Here is a 14,508-nt window from a genome sequence, read left to right as displayed (position 1 = left end):
AGTCGACCTCACCCGCACTCAGGGCCCTCCAACTGCAGCCGCGGCCACGCGGCCAGATCGACCAGCAGCTGCCGGTCGTGCGTCGCGACGACGACGGCCGCCCGGGTGACCAGCAGGGCCTCCGTGAGGGTGTCCACCACCGGTGCGGACAAATGGTTGCTGGGCTCGTCCAGCAGCAGGAGGTCCGGTCGTTCTGCCAGCCGCAGGGCCAGGTGCAGACGGCTCCGCTGACCGGCGGACAGAGCGCCGACGGGGGTGCGCCGTGCCTCCGGGTCCAGCAGCCCGGTGGCACCCAGCGGCACCAGTTCCTCCTCCGAGTGGGTGCCGGCCGCCAGCAGCCGGTGCACGTGGTCCCGGTACAGCTCGTGGGCGAGCAGCCGCGCCGGCCAGGCGGGGGGTTCCTGGCCGACCAGCGCGATCCGGGCCCCAGAGGATTGCCGCACCTCGCCGGTCTCCGGCGCGTGCCTGCCGGCCAGCACCTCCAGCAGGGTGGATTTGCCTGCCCCGTTGGGCCCGGTCACGAGCAGACGCTCACCCCCGGCCAGCCGCAGGTCCACCGGCCGCCCCAGCCGGCCGGCCACCGTCACCCCGCTGCAGTGCACCAACGGCTGTCCGGCCCGCACCGCCAGGTCCGGGAAAGCCAGCTTCGCGGGTGGTTCCGGCACCGAGATCCGGTGTGCCTCCAGGTCTGCCTGGCGCCGCTTCACGGCCTGCACGACGCCGGGTGCCCGGCTCTGGCGTTGGTGCTTGCCATGGCCCTTGTCCGGTCGCCACGCGGATTCCAGCCGGTCCCGCGCCGCGTCGGCGGCCTCGGCCAGGCGGTGGTGCTCGGCCCGTTGGGCCTCATGGGCCTGCACCCAGCGTTCACGGGCCGCGGTCCGGCCCGTTTGCCAGCCGTCGTAGCCGCCGGCGTAGAGGGCGGGCCGGCCGTCCACAGTGGGATCGAGGTCGAGGAAGTCCTCGGCCACCTCCCGCAACAGGGTCCGGTCGTGGGAGATCAGGGCCAGTCCGCCGGGGTGCTCGCGCAGGCTCGCGGTCAGGAACTCGAGGCTGCCGGCATCGAGGTGATTGGTCGGCTCATCCAGCAGCAAAAGGTCGTACCGCGCACCGAGCACACAGGCCAGCCGGACCCGGTGGCGCTGGCCCACGGACAACTCTGCGAGCGGCCGGGTCCGGTCCGTCTCGGCGTCCAGAGCCGCCAGTGCCATGTCCACCCGGCGTTCGGCGTCCCAGGCGTCCAGGACGGTGGCCGTCTCCAGGGCGGCCGCATAGTCCTCGTCCGCACCGGGCGAGCCAAGGGCCAGGGCGTCGGCCGCCGTGTCCAGGGCGGCCAGAGCCCGTCGTGAGCCTCCGATCGCCTCGCCGACGAGCGTGCCCACGGTCTGGCCGGGGCCGGCGTCGAGGGTCTGCTCGGCCACGCCGAGCGTGCCCACCCGGGTGACCGAGCCGGCGTCGGGCCTCAGGGTTCCGGCGAGGAGATGCAGCAGGGTGCTCTTGCCGCGTCCGTTCTCGCCGACGATGGCGAGGCGGGAACGGACGGAGACGGTGACGCTGGCGTCACGGAGGATCTCCCGGCCGCCGCGCACCACGCCGAGGCCGTCCGCGCGCAGATGAGCGGCCGCGCCGGCGGGACGTGCCGTCTTCGGGCGGTGGCCGGCGGGGGAGCAAGGGTGTTCAGGGGAACGTGGGTTCACGGTAGTGCTTTCGACTCGTCAGGGAGCCGGGCACGCCAGAGGGCCGCCCGGCAGGAACCGGGACGGCGGTCGAGGTGGATCAGTTGATCGTGGGGTGTCTCACCGGGCCGCCGTCAGCGGCCGGGACGTATCCTGATCATCGCGATGCTGGAGTGAACCATGTGGGCCATTCTAAGACGTTTCGGGTCTCCTCCCTTGTCGTCGGTTCGCGTCCGGTGCAGACCAGGATCCACCGTGGGGCTGGACTAGTCTCAAGTCATGACGCGCACGCCCGGAGGGCCACCCGAACCCTCCGGACCGGCCAGCCGGCGGACCCGCACCGCACTGGTGTCCGTGCTCGCCGTCGTGCTGATCGGCCTGAACCTGCGGGCCGGGATCGCCTCGGCCGGGCCGTTGTTCCAGGACCTGCAGGACACACTCGGCTACGGGCCGCTCACCGCCTCCCTGCTGCCGACCATCCCCGTGCTGTGCTTCGCGGTGGCCGGGGCGGGCACCGCCTGGCTGGTGCGCCGAAGCGGGCTGGAACCGGCCATCGCGCTGGCCCTGGCGCTGCTCACCGGCGGGCTGGCCCTGCGGGTGTTCGAATCCACCGTCCTGCTGTTGGCCGGCACCGTGATCGGCATGTGTGGGCTGGCCGTCTGCAACGTGGCGATGCCGACCTACATCCGCCAGCACCACGGGGCCAGGGCCGCCACGATGACGGGAATGTACACGGTCTCCATGACGATCGGCGCCACCTCGGCGGCGGCCCTCGCCGTCCCCGTGGCCCGCGGACTGGGCTCGCCCACCGCAGGTCTGGCGGCCTGGGCGATCCCGGCTGCCGTCGCGCTAGCGGTGTTCGTCCCCCTGGCGGTGCGCAGCCGGCTGTCCGGGGACTGGGCCGCGCGCCGGGACGTGCCGTACGTCTCGCCGTGGGCCCTGTTGAGGACGCGCAAGGGCCAGCTGTTCACGGCCCTCTTCGCCGCCCAGGCGTTCCTGGCGTACGGGGTTCTCGGCTGGTACCCGCACATCCTCATCTCCCGGGGGATGGACGCCACCACGGCCGGGCTGATGCTGGGCCTGATGCAGCTGGTCGGCATCCCCACGATGATGGTGCTGCTGACCCTCGCCGGCCGACCCTGGCTGCTGCGCACGGCGTTCATGATCACCTGCGGCGCCTCTTTCGCCGGCTATGTGGTGCTGCTGCTGGCCCCGGTGGACTGGGTGATCGGGACCTCGATGCTCATGGGTCTCGGTTTCTGCGTGTTCCCGCTGCTGATGCTCCTGATCAGCCGGAGCGGGGAGACCCCGGCCGAGACCACGGCGCTGTCCACGCTCGCCCAGTCACTGGGGTATCTGGGTGCCGCCCTCGGTCCCTTCGGCCTGGGGCTGATGAACGGGCTGCTGGGGGACTGGACCGCCGCCATCGTGGTGGTGCTGGCCGTCTCCGCCCTGCAGCTGGTCCTGAGCCATCGCGTCAGTTCCCCGAGGTCCCGGTTCTAACCGGTCCCGACCCGATTTCTGACCCGCCTCCGCACGTCAGGGGCGCGGATGAGCCCAGGCTTGCCTTCTTTAGCAGAGCCTTTCCTTCGATGACAAGGCGCTCGTGCGGTTCTACTGTGGTCCCATGAAGATCTCAGAAGACCTTGTGAAGAAGTTCAACGAACAGATCACCCTCGAGTTCGAGTCCTCCCTGGCCTACCGCCAGCTGGCCATTGAGGCGGACGAGCAGGACCTGACCGGTTTCGGCTCCTGGCTGCGCCACCAGGCCGACGAGGAGATCGTCCATGCCAACAAGTTCATCGATCACGTGGTGGACCGCGGCAACCATGCCGAGATCGGCGCGATCAACGCGCCCGTGGTGCGGGCCGGCCTGAGCCCGCTGGAGATCTTCGAGGAGTCCCTGGCCAACGAGGTCAAGGTCTCCAACGCCATCCGGGACCTGTACCGCGAGACCGAGGCCGCCGGTGACCTGGACTCCCGCCCGCTGCTGAACTGGTTCGTCGACGAGCAGATCGAGGAAGAGGCCACGGTCAGTGAGATCATCGGCCGCATCAAGCTCATCGGCAATGACGGTGCCGGCCTGCTGCGCCTGGACGCCGAGCTGGGCTCGCGTTCCGTGGGGACCACCGAGGCCTGATCCGCCCCCGGGGAGATTCCGCCGGAGACCGAGGAAGCCGGTGCCGCTCGTCAGGGGAAAGGCACCGGCTTCAGTTCGACCCTCATCGCAGAGATTGAAGTGTCAAGCGACGGCCCTGGGTGATCTCGGGAGAAGGACGGTCGGTGGTAGGTTTGACCTGCCCGGACCGGTCCGGGTCAGCACCGAATTCCAGTCGTAGACCACAGGGAAGGCACACTCACATGGCCAACCAGAGTTCTCCCCGCGTGACGGACCAGACCCGCTCCAGCTCGTTGCCAGATCTGGTGACCACGGCGGGCCGTCTGCTTCCCCTGCAGCTCAAGGACGAGCTGGCCATGGTCAAGAGCCAGATGGGCAAGAAGGCGGTCACCGCCGGGATCGGGGTCGGACTCGCCGTCGTCGGCCTGGTGTTCCTGTTCATCATGGTGGTGGCACTGATCGTCGCGATGATCGGCGGTTTCGCCCAGGACCGGCCCATCTGGTTCTCCGCACTCATGGTCGCGGCCGGCGCTCTGCTCGTGGCCCTGATCTTCCTGCTGATCGGGCTGCTCCGCGTGAAGGCGGCCATGCCGCTGGTCCCCGCGGAGACCATCCAGGGCGTGAAGTATGACGTCGGCTATCTCAAGGAGGGCAACGCCTTCGACCCGGCGGAGTTCGACCGTCTCGAGGCCCAGAAGGCCGAGGAGAAGAAGGTCGCCGCTGCCCGCGAGGCCGAACGCCGCAAGGCCGCGGCCGCAGAGGACAAGGCGGCCCGGAAGCGCGGCGAGGCCCCGCAACATGCCACGATCCAGAGCCCGTCCTATGCCGAGTTGCGCCGCCGCACGCAGTTGCGGCGTCAGCACCTGGGCGACCTCCGCTCGGGCCTGGAGGAGAAGACGGACCTCAAGTCCCAGTTCTCCGCCTTCACCTCCCAGTTCAAGGGCGAGGCGTCCGGCACCGGTTCCGCCGAGCCGGATCCGACCTCTCCGACCGCGCCGCACCACACCGGTGCCCGGGCCGGTCAGAAGGCCAACGACGCCGGTGATTTCGTGAAGGACCGGTGGCAGCCGCTGGCGATGCTCGGCGCCGCGACCACCGCCGTCGCCGTGTTCGCCCGGCAGCTCAAGAAGTAGCCGCGCCCACGGCGGGCGCGAGTCACCCCATGCGTTTGATCGGTGCGGGCACCCGGGACGATATCGACTATGTGGTGACGGACCGGTTCTGGACCGTCCCGAATGTCATCACGCTCGCGCGGTTCTGCCTGGTCCCGTTCTTCGTCTGGCTGGTCTTCACGCAGCAGTACCTGGCCGCCTTCATCGTGCTCGCGGTGCTCTCCTGCACCGACTGGGTGGACGGCTACATCGCCCGCCGCTTCAACCAGATCTCCACGGTGGGCCAGTGGCTCGACCCGATGGCGGACCGGTTGTCCCTCATGGTCATCGTGGTCACGATGGTGCTCGCCGGCATCGCCCCCCTGTGGCTCGTGGTCAGTGTCCTCGCCCCGGATCTGATCCTGGGCATCACCGCCCTCGTCCTGTTCCGCGGCAGCCCCGAACTCGAGGTGACCGCCCTGGGCAAGATCCGCACGGCACTGCTGCTCGTGGGCACGCCGTTGCTGCTGCTGGGTCAGGTGCCCGGGCTGGCCGAGGACGCGCTCACCCTGATCGCCACCATCCTGCTCGGGCTCGGTTGCGCCGGCCACGTCTGGGCTGCCGGGGACTACCTGGCCGGCTGCGTGCGCAAGCACCGCGAACTCCGGGAACGGGGCATCGACCCCCGAGACCGGGCCAGCTGGTCCCTCGCATGAAATGGCTGTCCATCCTGGCGGCCCTGCTGGCCGCCTGCTGTCTGGCGCTGGGCAGTGAACGCCAGTCCGTGGGCGTCCGCCGCCATGAGGCCTACCTCCGCATCCATCCCCGGACCGGGTTCCTGACCCTCTTCCGTTCCCCCGTGTGGCTGGCCGGCGGCGCCCTGATGATCCTGGGGATCATTCTCAACGTCTACGCCCTGGCCACGGCCCCGCTGACGGTGGTGCAGCCGATCGGTGCCATCGCCGTGGTCATCACCACGGTGCTCAACGCCCGGATCCAGCGCCTGAAGCTCAACCGCGCCACGATCTGGGCCATTGCCGCGTGCGTGGCCGGCTCGGCGGGATTCGTGCTGATCGCCATGGTCGCCACGGAGGAGAACCCGGCGCCCACGCTGATGCAGGAGCAGCTCACAGCGGTCGTCGCGCTCACCGCCACGGCCGTCTTCGCCCTCGTGGCGGTGATATCCCGACGCCGGCCCAGCGCCTTCCTGTTCATCCTCGGTGCCGGTGTGCTGTTCGGCTTCGTGGCGGTCTTCGTGCGTCTGGCCTCGATCCACCTGCTCCGCGGTGATGCCGGCGGACTGCTCGGGATCCCCTGGTATCAGCTGGGCATCATGGCCGTGGCCGGCCTCCTGGGCGTCTATTTCGTCCAGATGGCACATCGGCACGGCCCACCGGACCTTGTGGTCGCCGGCCTGACGGTGGTCGATCCGATGGTCGGTGTCCTCACCGGCATCATCGTGTTGGGTGAGCTCCAACCGAATCTGCCCTGGTGGGTGGGTTTATGCATGGTCGTGGCGGCCGCCATTGCTACGCTCGGAGTCGTTGCCTTGTCACGTCATCACCCGGACGTGATCAAGCGCCGCGAACAACGTCGCCGTGCGGCCAGAGCGCCGGTCGAGGACTAGTACGGTCCGGTTCCGAGCGGCACCGGCCCCCCACCAGACAGGAGCCCCTTGCCCGTGACGGCAGCAACCGACCGCAAACTGAAGGTCCTCATCGCGGCGGACACCTACCCGCCGGACGTCAACGGAGCCTCCGTCTTCTGCTATCGGCTGGCGCGGGCCCTGCATGCGCGCGGTCACGAGGTCCACGTGGTCGCTGCCCGCAACGAGTCCGGACCCGACTCCGTCCAGTACAACGACGAGGCCACTGTCCACCGGCTGCAGTCCGTGGCCGCGCCCACCCACGAGTACTACCGGCTCGTGTTCCGCCGGCATGCCAGCCAGTCCATCGGGTCCCTGCTGGAGGAGATCCGCCCAGATGTGGTGCACGTGCAGTGCCATTACATGATCGGGGAGGCGGCCATCAAAGAGGCGGAGAAACGGCGCATCCGCACCATCGCCACCAACCACTTCATGCCGGAGAATCTGGAGCCCTTCCTGCCGTTCCCGCAGTGGTTCCTGGACATCGTGTCCAAGAACTCCTGGCGGGACATGGGCCGCCTGATGCGCAAGACCGCCGCCGTCACCACGCCCACGGCGTTGGCGGCGAAGACCATGGCCGCGAACGCCGACCTGGACTATGTGCTGCCGATCTCCAACGGCATCGACTCCTCCGCGTACGAGTTGGCCCCGGGCGAGACGGTCGAGCGCCGGGAGCATCCGACGGTCCTGTTTGTGGGCCGTCTCGCGGTGGAGAAGAACGTGGACGTGCTCATCCGCGCCATCGGAGCACTGGCCGCCACGGTGGGCGCCCACCTGGAGATCGTGGGTGACGGCGAACAGCGCACCGCCCTGCGCGCCCTCGTGGACGAGCTCGGGCTCCAGGACCGGGTGCATTTCCTCGGCCACGTCAGCGACGCCGAACTGCACCGGGTCTACCTGCGGGCCGATGTCTTCTGCCAGCCCGGCACAGCCGAGCTGCAGTCGTTGGTCTCCCTCGAGGCCATGAGCGCCTCCCGCCCCGTGGTCCTGGCCGATGCCCTGGCGCTGCCACACCTGGTCTCCGACGGTGACAACGGCTTCCTGTTCGCCCCGGGCGACCCGCAGGACCTGGCGGACAAGCTGGCCACCGTGCTGACGGCAAGCGAGCAGGAGCGGGCACGGATGGGGGCCTCGTCCCACGACCGTGCGGTCCAGCACTCCCAGGAGAAGACGATCGACCTGTTCGAGATGCTCTACCGTGGAGCAACCGCTGAAGAGGTCCGCGCACTGCTCTAGGATCGGCCGCGTGGAGTGGTTCACCGAGATCCTGCCGGGCTGGCTCGCGGCCCCTGACGGAGAATGGGCGCGGGAGATCCTGCAACGCGGGGTCGCCGCCCTGTATCTCGTGGCGTTCCTGTCCACGCTGAACCAGTTTCGGGCCCTGCTGGGGGAGCGAGGCCTGCTGCCGGCCCCGGAGCTGCTGGCAGCCGGGCGTCAGCGCGGGCCGACCCTCTTCCACCGCTGGGGCTACAGTGACCGCCGGCTGGCGGTGCTGGCCGGCGTCGGGATGGCGGTCTCCGCACTCCTGGTAACGGGGATCCCGCAGACCGGACCGCCCTGGCTGCCGCTCGCGCTGTTCCTGGGCCTGTACGGTCTCTACCTCTCCGTGGTGAACATCGGGCAGGTGTTCTACGGCTTCGGCTGGGAGATGCTGCTGCTCGAGGCCGGATTCACGGTGGGCCTCCTCGGCTCCCAGCAGGTGCCGCCACCTGCACCGGTGCTGATCCTCGTGGTCTGGCTGGTGTTCCGCCTCGAATTCGGGGCCGGGATGATCAAGATGCGCGGCGGCCCCGAATGGCGGGACCTCACCGCGCTGGACTATCACCACCAGACACAGCCGATGCCGAATCCGCTCAGCCGGCAGGCACACCTCAAGCCCCCGTGGTGGCACCGCTGCGAAGTGGTCGGCAACCACGTGGCCCAGCTCGGAGTGCCGTTCCTGCTCTTCCTGCCCCAGCCGGTGGCCTCGATCGGCGCCGGAGCGATCATCCTGACCCAGCTCTGGCTCGTGGCGACCGGCAACTTCGCCTGGCTGAACTGGGCCACGATCGTCCTCGCCGCCGCTGCCCTGGGTGACTCGGTGCTGCACCGCATCATCCCGGCGCTGCCGGCGGACCTGGGCGCCGACGCCGCGCTGGAGTCCGGGGCCGCGAGCGAGGGGTCCGCCGCCGGTACCCCCGTGTACTGGACCGTGATCGTCCTCGCCGGGTCAGTGGCGTTGATCGTGGCGTCCGTGCCGGCCCTGCGGAACCTGTTCTCCCGGCGCCAGCTGATGAACGCCTCCTTCAACCGGTGGCAGCTGGGCAACGCCTACGGGGCCTTCGGTTCGGTGACCCGGCAGCGGATCGAGATCATCATCGAGGCCACCGAAGCCGGCTCCGGGGACCATCCCCCGGAGGACGAGGCCGACTGGCGGCCCTACGAGTTCAAGGGCAAGCCCGGTGACGTGCGGCGCCGGCCGCGGCAATGGGCTCCATACCACCTGCGGCTGGACTGGATGATGTGGTTCCTCCCCCTCAGTGGTCTCCACCAGCGCTGGTTCCACACCCTGTTGGCCCGGCTCCTGGTGGCGGACCCGGCCGTGCTGCGGCTGTTGCGTCAGGACCCCTGCGCTGGCCGCCCGCCGCGGTTCATCCGCGTGAGGTCCTTCCGGTACCGCTTCGCCACGCGGGCGGAGCGCCGCGAGACCGGCCACTACTGGATGCGCGACGACGGCCGGATCGTCATCGGGCCCGTCGCCGCCCGCTAGGATGGAGCCTTGCGCGTCCGGCACGGCCGGACGCCGGGGGGCGTTAGCTCAGTTGGTCAGAGCAGGGGACTCATAATCCCTGGGTCGCGGGTTCAAGTCCCGCACGCCCTACCCTTGTGGCGATCTCCGATACCGTCCTCTCGTTCTCTCCCGAACGGACGCACCACGTCAGAGGCGGATGAGGGGACGTCGCGTCGTCCCTCCCGTGCGGGATACGGTGGAGTGAGTCGGACAGACCGGCATCCACCAGATGGGAGAAGCGCATGTCTGCTTACACGGAAGCACGCGAGGAAGCGGCCACGGCCCTTTTGAAGAAGATCACCGAGCAGGTCGCGGAGAGTGACAGCCCCAAGTCCATCCGAGCCCTCGCGGAGGCTTTTGCCCTCGTGCGGGGGACCCTGACCGGCGGGCCCAAGGTCGATGTGAAGTCGTGACCCGACCCGGGCTCTCTCAGCAGTAGCGGTCAGTAGTAGCGGCCGGCCTGCGGGAGCATGTTGTACGGGCTGTAGTTGATGTTGGTGATGGACAGGCCCTCCTTCTCGTTCCGGGAATGAGCGATCTTGCCGCCCCCGATCACCACGGCAATGTGATAGACCCCCGAGCCGGTGCCGTTGTTGGACCAATAGACCAGATCGCCGGGTTTCGCCTGGGAGACGGGCACAGAGGACGTGGCAGCCCCGTGCTGGGCTCGCGCGGTGCGGGGGAGTGCCCGTCCGGCGGCCTTGAAGGCATCCACGGTGAACCCTGAGCAGTCGTACTCCCAGGGCCCGTTGCCACCCCACTGATACTGCGCGCGGGGGTCCTTGGCCTTGGCGGTGGCCCAGGTGACGACCTTCGAGGTCCAGGACGGTGCTGTGGTGGAGGGCCGGTCCGTCTGGTTCGGCAACGGGCTGATGGCGGGGGTGCTGACGTCACCACGGTGGGCGATGAAGCGGTTCGCGTTCTGGAGCATGATGGCGGTCTCGCCGCGCGTGATGTTCTGCTGCGGCTGGAAGGTGCCGTCGGCGTAGCCGCGGGCGATGCCGTTCGCCTGCAGCCAGCTGGCCTCGTGGTAGAAGGACGTGGACCAGCCCATGTCCTTGAACGGGGAGTAGTTCGGGCCTTTCTTCGTGGCCCCGGCCAGCCGGTAGATGAAGGCCGCCATCTCGCCGCGGGTAATGTCCCGGGTCACGCCGAATGATCGATCGGCATTGCCTGAGGTCACGCCGGCCTGGGCCATCCAGGTGATCGGACCGGAATAGTACTGTCCCGTGGCGGGCACGTCCGTGAAGTACTTTTGCCCGTTTTGGATGTACTTCGGGGTGACCTGGCGGAAGAGGAAGGTGGCCACCTCGGCGCGGGTGATGTTCTGGTACAGGCCGTATTTGCCATTGGTGTACCCGGTGGTGATCCCGTTGCAGTACACCCAGGTCACGGCGGAGTAGTACGTCTTGTTGGTCTTCTTGACGTCGGAGAAGCCGGACGAGGAGCACTGGGCGGCGGTGGCCGGGCGCGCCGTCATCACGTCCGACGCCATACCGGCGGTCGCGGCGGAGGCCGCCAGGGCCGTCGCGCCGATGAAGGCTGCAACGCGGTGCCGGAACGGTCGTTGCGCGCGGGGTGACGGGGCGGTGGGGCGAGAGGATGAAGACACAGTGGTCCCCTTCAAGGTGCGATCACGAGCATGACAGGTCCCACGCCGGACAGACCGTGTCCGGGGAAAGACGGGTGGAGGCGGCGGTTCACCGGCGGGTCAGGAGCTACCCGCCCGGATGACCAGAGCCAGGAATCAGGATATCGCACTGTTATGGAACTGACACCTCAAGATCCCACGCTTTCCCGGAGACCTATGCTTCAGGTGCCTCGCCGCCCTGGGTCCTGCTGCCCGGTACCGTGGAACCGTGCCAGCCCCCGAGACTCCCGAGACCCCCCAGGTCCCCACAGCCCGCGCCACGGATGTTCCGCAGGAACGCCCGCTTCGACTGTTCATGGACGCCCGCTACACGCGGATCGGATTCCATGACGGCATCTCCCGCTACGGTGCCAGCCTCATCGCTGCGGCCGCACGCCTCGCACCGGCGGCAGAGGTCACCATGATCATCTCGGACGAAGCCCAGCTGCCGATGCTGCCGGCAGGGCTGCCCTGGGTGCAGGTCACGGACCCGACGTCCCCGCTCGAACCGTTCCTGGCCCGGCAGCTCAATCCGCACCGGCCGGACGTCGTCTTCTCTCCCATGCAGACCATGGGTTCCGCCGGCCGGGACTACGGCCTGATCCTGACGCTTCATGACCTGATCTACTACCAGCACCGCACCCCGCCGGCGGACATGCCGGGGCCGGTCAAGCTGCTCTGGCGGGCCTTCCACCTGGCCTACTGGCCCCAGCGGTGGGTCCTGGACCGGGCCGACGCCGTGGCCACCGTCTCCGAGACCACCCGCACCCTGATGCGGCGTCACCGGCTCACCCGGCGTGAGATCCGCATCATCGGGAACGCGCCGCAAGCGGTGGCCCGGCCCCGTGACCCCGAAAGGGCTCCAGAGAAGTCGCTGGTGTACATGGGGTCCTTCATGGACTACAAGAACGTCCAGACCCTCATCCGGGCCATGGCCCACCTCCCCGGCTATCGGCTGCACCTGCTCTCCAGGATCTCCGCCGACCGGGAGGGCCAGCTCGTGGGCGTGGCCCGCGCGGCCGGTGTCGAGCAGGAGGCGGTCGTCTTCCATCACGGCACCACGGACGAGGACTATGTACGGCTGCTGCGCTCAGCCACCGCCCTCGTGACTGTCTCCCGGGCCGAGGGCTACGGCCTGCCCCTCGCCGAGGCCATGGCGCAGGGGACCCCGGTGGTGGTCTCGGATGCGGAGATCTTCCGGGAGATCGGCGGTCCCGACGGCGGCGCCGCACGATTCGTGCCCCTCGGGCCTGCTGCGCCCGGTGGGGCAGCGGCCGCTCATCCGGCCGATACCTCGCCGGTCGAGATGGCCTCGCGGGTCCGTGAGTTGGAGGATCCTCAGGTCTTCGCCGCGGCCTCCCGGGCGGCGGCCGAGCGGGCTGCCCTCTTCAGCTGGGATGCTTCCGCCCGGGCGCTGGTGGACCTGGCCCGGGACATCGCCGCGCGGCGCTCCCGGACCGCACGCTCTGCATAGCTGCCCCTACCGGGGTGGTCCGCCCTCGAGTGGCCACAGGATCGACGGTCCGGACCAGCCCAGCAGCACCAGCGGATCGAGGTAGCGGTCCCAGGCCGCGCCGTCGACCACCCAGCCATCCGGGATGCGCACACCCCAGTGGACGCAACGCTGCGCGCAGTGTCCCGACCCCGAGGGTGCCGTGCTGCTGCCCTGACCGCCGTCACCGTCGCCCTCCCCGTCACTCCGGCCCGGCCCCACGGTGCCCAGCAGCTCTCCCGCTTCCACCCGGTCGCCGACGGACCAGTGCTCCGCGGCCGTGACCGGTTCCAGGCTCGAGAGCATGCCGTTGGCGTGGGCGAGCGTGATGACGGGGCGCCCAGCCACCGGTCCGGCGAAGCGCACCGTCCCGGCTCCGGGTGCCACTACCTCATCCCCCGTCGCCTCCCAGTCCACGCCGCGGTGGCCGGCCGCCCACGGTTCCGGGGGAGGCTCGAAGACCCGCAGGATCGCACCCGAGGTGGGCGGCACCCAGCCGCTCGACACCTCGGCCGCCGTGGCGACCTGCGGCGAGGGTGCCACGGGTGCCGCGGTCGTGATCGGCGGAACGAAGGCCGGGGCCGTCAGCCCCAGGGCTGCCAGGCCGAGCAGGCGCAGCACCAGGGGGAACCGACCGCCGCCATCGACGGGAAGGTTGAGCCAGGACCACGGTGACATGACTCCAGATTGGGGTGCCGGCGTCGTCCGTGGGGGACGGGGCGGCCCGCTGGTGGATGAGGACGCCGGACCGGTTCCCTGTGGAGGAATGGCGCAGGACCGCACGGGGCACTGGCGGGTACACGGGCCGGAAGGGCGGAAGCGGCAGGTCGAGCCGCACGCCGACCGGTTCGGAGCATGGATCCGGCTGGGGTAAGATGGGCCCAGCAGTTGTGTGCCCTTGCCGTCAGTGATGACGTGCGGAGTGCGCCGCTGACTACGCGTATGACTGATGCCGGCCCTCACGGGTGCGGCAGGTTCCCACCATCGGTCCCGACCATCCGCTGAGCGGATGCCCCGGGTCAGCGTCGGGAATGCCGGGTTCGCCCGCAGGACATGCCAGGGACCGGGCCACCACGGAACGGTCGTCAACCGACAACATACAAGGAGCGACATGCCTGTCGTCACCATGCGCCAGCTGCTGGACTCCGGCGTCCACTTCGGACACCAGACCCGCCGCTGGAACCCCAAGATGAAGCGCTTCATCTTCACCGAGCGCAACGGCATCTACATCATCGACCTGCAGCAGTCCCTGTCCTACATCGACCGGGCCTTCGAGTTCGTCAAGGAGACGGTGGCCCACGGTGGCACCATCCTCTTCGTCGGCACCAAGAAGCAGGGTCAGGAAGCCATCGCCGAGCAGGCCACCCGCGTGGGCATGCCCTACGTCAACCACCGTTGGCTCGGCGGCATGCTCACCAACTTCGCCACGGTCTCCAAGCGCGTGCAGCGCATGAAGGAGCTCGAGGAGATCGACTTCGAGGACGTCGCCGGTTCCGGCCACACCAAGAAGGAACTGCTCCTGCTACAGCGCGAGCTGACCAAGCTCGAGTCCAACCTCGGTGGTATCCGCAACATGACCCGGACCCCCTCCGCGGTCTGGATCGTGGACACCAAGAAGGAGCACCTCGCCGTGGACGAGGCCCAGAAGCTGGGCATCCCGGTGGTCGCCATCCTGGACACCAACTGCGATCCCGACGAGGTCACCTACCCGATCCCGGGCAACGATGACGCGATCCGCTCCGTCAACCTGCTGACCCGCGTGGTGGCCGACGCCGTCGCCGAGGGCCTCATCGCCCGCAACCAGGGCAAGTCCGGTGGCCAGGCCGCCGAAGAGCCGATGGCCGAGTGGGAGCGCGAGCTCCTCGAGCAGCACCAGGCCGAGCAGGCCGCGGCTCCGGAGGCCGGACCCGCCACGGGCGGCATGTCCTCCCCGCAGGGCGAGCAGGCGGCCCAGGCCGACGTCGAGGCCGCACAGGACGTTCCGGCTTCGGCGGACGCCTCCGAGGTGGCCGAGGCCGCTGAGGGAACCGAGGCGCCGGCAGCAGAGGCCCCCGAGGCCAAGTGATCCACCACCGGCCGGCCCCACAC

Annotated in this window: 13 protein-coding genes and 1 tRNA gene; 11 read left to right on the top strand and 3 right to left on the bottom strand. The window is 69.5% G+C overall.

All coding sequences use genetic code 11. The features are described 5' to 3' along the window. Nucleotides 1–8 precede the first annotated feature (8 nt). A complete protein-coding gene (locus RUH65_RS07870; protein WP_396179823.1) occupies nucleotides 9–1,610 on the bottom strand; it encodes an ABC-F family ATP-binding cassette domain-containing protein in 1,602 nt (533 codons plus the stop codon). A 342-nt stretch (nucleotides 1,611–1,952) separates the two neighbouring features. On the opposite strand from RUH65_RS07870, the gene RUH65_RS07865 reads away from it, so the two are divergent. The 9 genes from RUH65_RS07865 (at nucleotide 1,953) to RUH65_RS07825 (ending at nucleotide 9,711) form a co-directional block, all read left to right on the top strand. Beyond that, nucleotides 1,953–3,176, top strand: coding sequence for an MFS transporter (locus tag RUH65_RS07865; protein ID WP_313816789.1), 1,224 nt, complete (start codon nucleotides 1,953–1,955; stop codon nucleotides 3,174–3,176). 124 nt (nucleotides 3,177–3,300) lie between these two features. Next, the gene (locus RUH65_RS07860) at nucleotides 3,301–3,813 is read left to right on the top strand and encodes a ferritin (RefSeq protein ID WP_313816788.1); all 513 of its coding nucleotides are present in this window, start codon (nucleotides 3,301–3,303) and stop codon (nucleotides 3,811–3,813) included. Between the two features lie 221 nt (nucleotides 3,814–4,034). Next, nucleotides 4,035–4,925 (top strand): phage holin family protein, encoded by an 891-nt coding sequence (locus tag RUH65_RS07855; protein ID WP_313816787.1) that lies wholly within the window; start codon nucleotides 4,035–4,037, stop codon nucleotides 4,923–4,925. 29 nt (nucleotides 4,926–4,954) lie between these two features. Beyond that, nucleotides 4,955–5,599, top strand: a complete 645-nt coding sequence (locus tag RUH65_RS07850) for a CDP-alcohol phosphatidyltransferase family protein (RefSeq protein WP_313816786.1) — start codon at nucleotides 4,955–4,957, stop codon at nucleotides 5,597–5,599. Next, a complete protein-coding gene (locus tag RUH65_RS07845; RefSeq protein ID WP_313816784.1) occupies nucleotides 5,596–6,510 on the top strand; it encodes a DMT family transporter in 915 nt (304 codons plus the stop codon). The genes RUH65_RS07850 and RUH65_RS07845 overlap by 4 nt, the downstream gene beginning before the upstream one ends. Before the next feature lie 54 nt (nucleotides 6,511–6,564). After that, on the top strand, nucleotides 6,565–7,764 hold the full coding sequence (locus RUH65_RS07840; RefSeq protein ID WP_313816783.1) for a glycosyltransferase: 1,200 nt from the start codon (nucleotides 6,565–6,567) through the stop codon (nucleotides 7,762–7,764). 10 nt (nucleotides 7,765–7,774) lie between these two features. Then, the gene (locus tag RUH65_RS07835; protein ID WP_313816782.1) at nucleotides 7,775–9,277 is read left to right on the top strand and encodes a lipase maturation factor family protein; all 1,503 of its coding nucleotides are present in this window, start codon (nucleotides 7,775–7,777) and stop codon (nucleotides 9,275–9,277) included. 37 nt (nucleotides 9,278–9,314) lie between these two features. Further along, nucleotides 9,315–9,388 (top strand) — tRNA-Ile (locus RUH65_RS07830). Nucleotides 9,389–9,540: 152 nt separating this feature from the next. Next, nucleotides 9,541–9,711, top strand: a complete 171-nt coding sequence (locus tag RUH65_RS07825) for a hypothetical protein (RefSeq protein ID WP_159549772.1) — start codon at nucleotides 9,541–9,543, stop codon at nucleotides 9,709–9,711. A gap of 29 nt (nucleotides 9,712–9,740) precedes the next feature. Here RUH65_RS07825 and RUH65_RS07820 read toward each other — a convergent pair whose 3' ends face one another. Beyond that, complete coding sequence (locus tag RUH65_RS07820; RefSeq protein WP_313816781.1) at nucleotides 9,741–10,910, bottom strand: S-layer homology domain-containing protein; 1,170 nt, start codon at nucleotides 10,908–10,910, stop codon at nucleotides 9,741–9,743. Between the two features lie 334 nt (nucleotides 10,911–11,244). Between RUH65_RS07820 and RUH65_RS07815 the strand changes: the two genes are divergently transcribed. Next, nucleotides 11,245–12,402: a glycosyltransferase gene (locus tag RUH65_RS07815; protein ID WP_313816801.1), complete on the top strand. Its 1,158-nt coding sequence runs from the start codon at nucleotides 11,245–11,247 to the stop codon at nucleotides 12,400–12,402. 6 nt (nucleotides 12,403–12,408) lie between these two features. Here RUH65_RS07815 and RUH65_RS07810 read toward each other — a convergent pair whose 3' ends face one another. Then, nucleotides 12,409–13,098, bottom strand: coding sequence for a M23 family metallopeptidase (locus RUH65_RS07810; protein ID WP_313816779.1), 690 nt, complete (start codon nucleotides 13,096–13,098; stop codon nucleotides 12,409–12,411). Nucleotides 13,099–13,531: 433 nt separating this feature from the next. Between RUH65_RS07810 and rpsB the strand changes: the two genes are divergently transcribed. After that, a complete protein-coding gene (gene rpsB, locus RUH65_RS07805; protein ID WP_313816778.1) occupies nucleotides 13,532–14,485 on the top strand; it encodes a 30S ribosomal protein S2 in 954 nt (317 codons plus the stop codon). Nucleotides 14,486–14,508 lie beyond the last annotated feature (23 nt).

The organism is Citricoccus sp. (assembly GCF_032154715.1).
In the GTDB taxonomy this organism is placed as follows: Bacteria; Actinomycetota; Actinomycetes; order Actinomycetales; family Micrococcaceae; genus Citricoccus.
The sequence above is the reverse complement of the archived record's forward strand: the minus strand, read 5'-3'. Positions and strand labels throughout refer to the sequence as shown.

Coding starts and splice junctions, on each gene's coding strand:
- RUH65_RS07850 (WP_313816786.1), top strand. CDS start 4,955: ATGCGTTTGATCGGTGCGGGCACCCGGGACGATATCGACTATGTGGTG.
- RUH65_RS07825 (WP_159549772.1), top strand. CDS start 9,541: ATGTCTGCTTACACGGAAGCACGCGAGGAAGCGGCCACGGCCCTTTTG.
- RUH65_RS07865 (WP_313816789.1), top strand. CDS start 1,953: ATGACGCGCACGCCCGGAGGGCCACCCGAACCCTCCGGACCGGCCAGC.
- RUH65_RS07845 (WP_313816784.1), top strand. CDS start 5,596: ATGAAATGGCTGTCCATCCTGGCGGCCCTGCTGGCCGCCTGCTGTCTG.
- RUH65_RS07860 (WP_313816788.1), top strand. CDS start 3,301: ATGAAGATCTCAGAAGACCTTGTGAAGAAGTTCAACGAACAGATCACC.
- RUH65_RS07815 (WP_313816801.1), top strand. CDS start 11,245: ATGGACGCCCGCTACACGCGGATCGGATTCCATGACGGCATCTCCCGC.
- RUH65_RS07810 (WP_313816779.1), bottom strand. CDS start 13,098: ATGTCACCGTGGTCCTGGCTCAACCTTCCCGTCGATGGCGGCGGTCGG.
- RUH65_RS07855 (WP_313816787.1), top strand. CDS start 4,035: ATGGCCAACCAGAGTTCTCCCCGCGTGACGGACCAGACCCGCTCCAGC.
- rpsB (WP_313816778.1), top strand. CDS start 13,532: ATGCCTGTCGTCACCATGCGCCAGCTGCTGGACTCCGGCGTCCACTTC.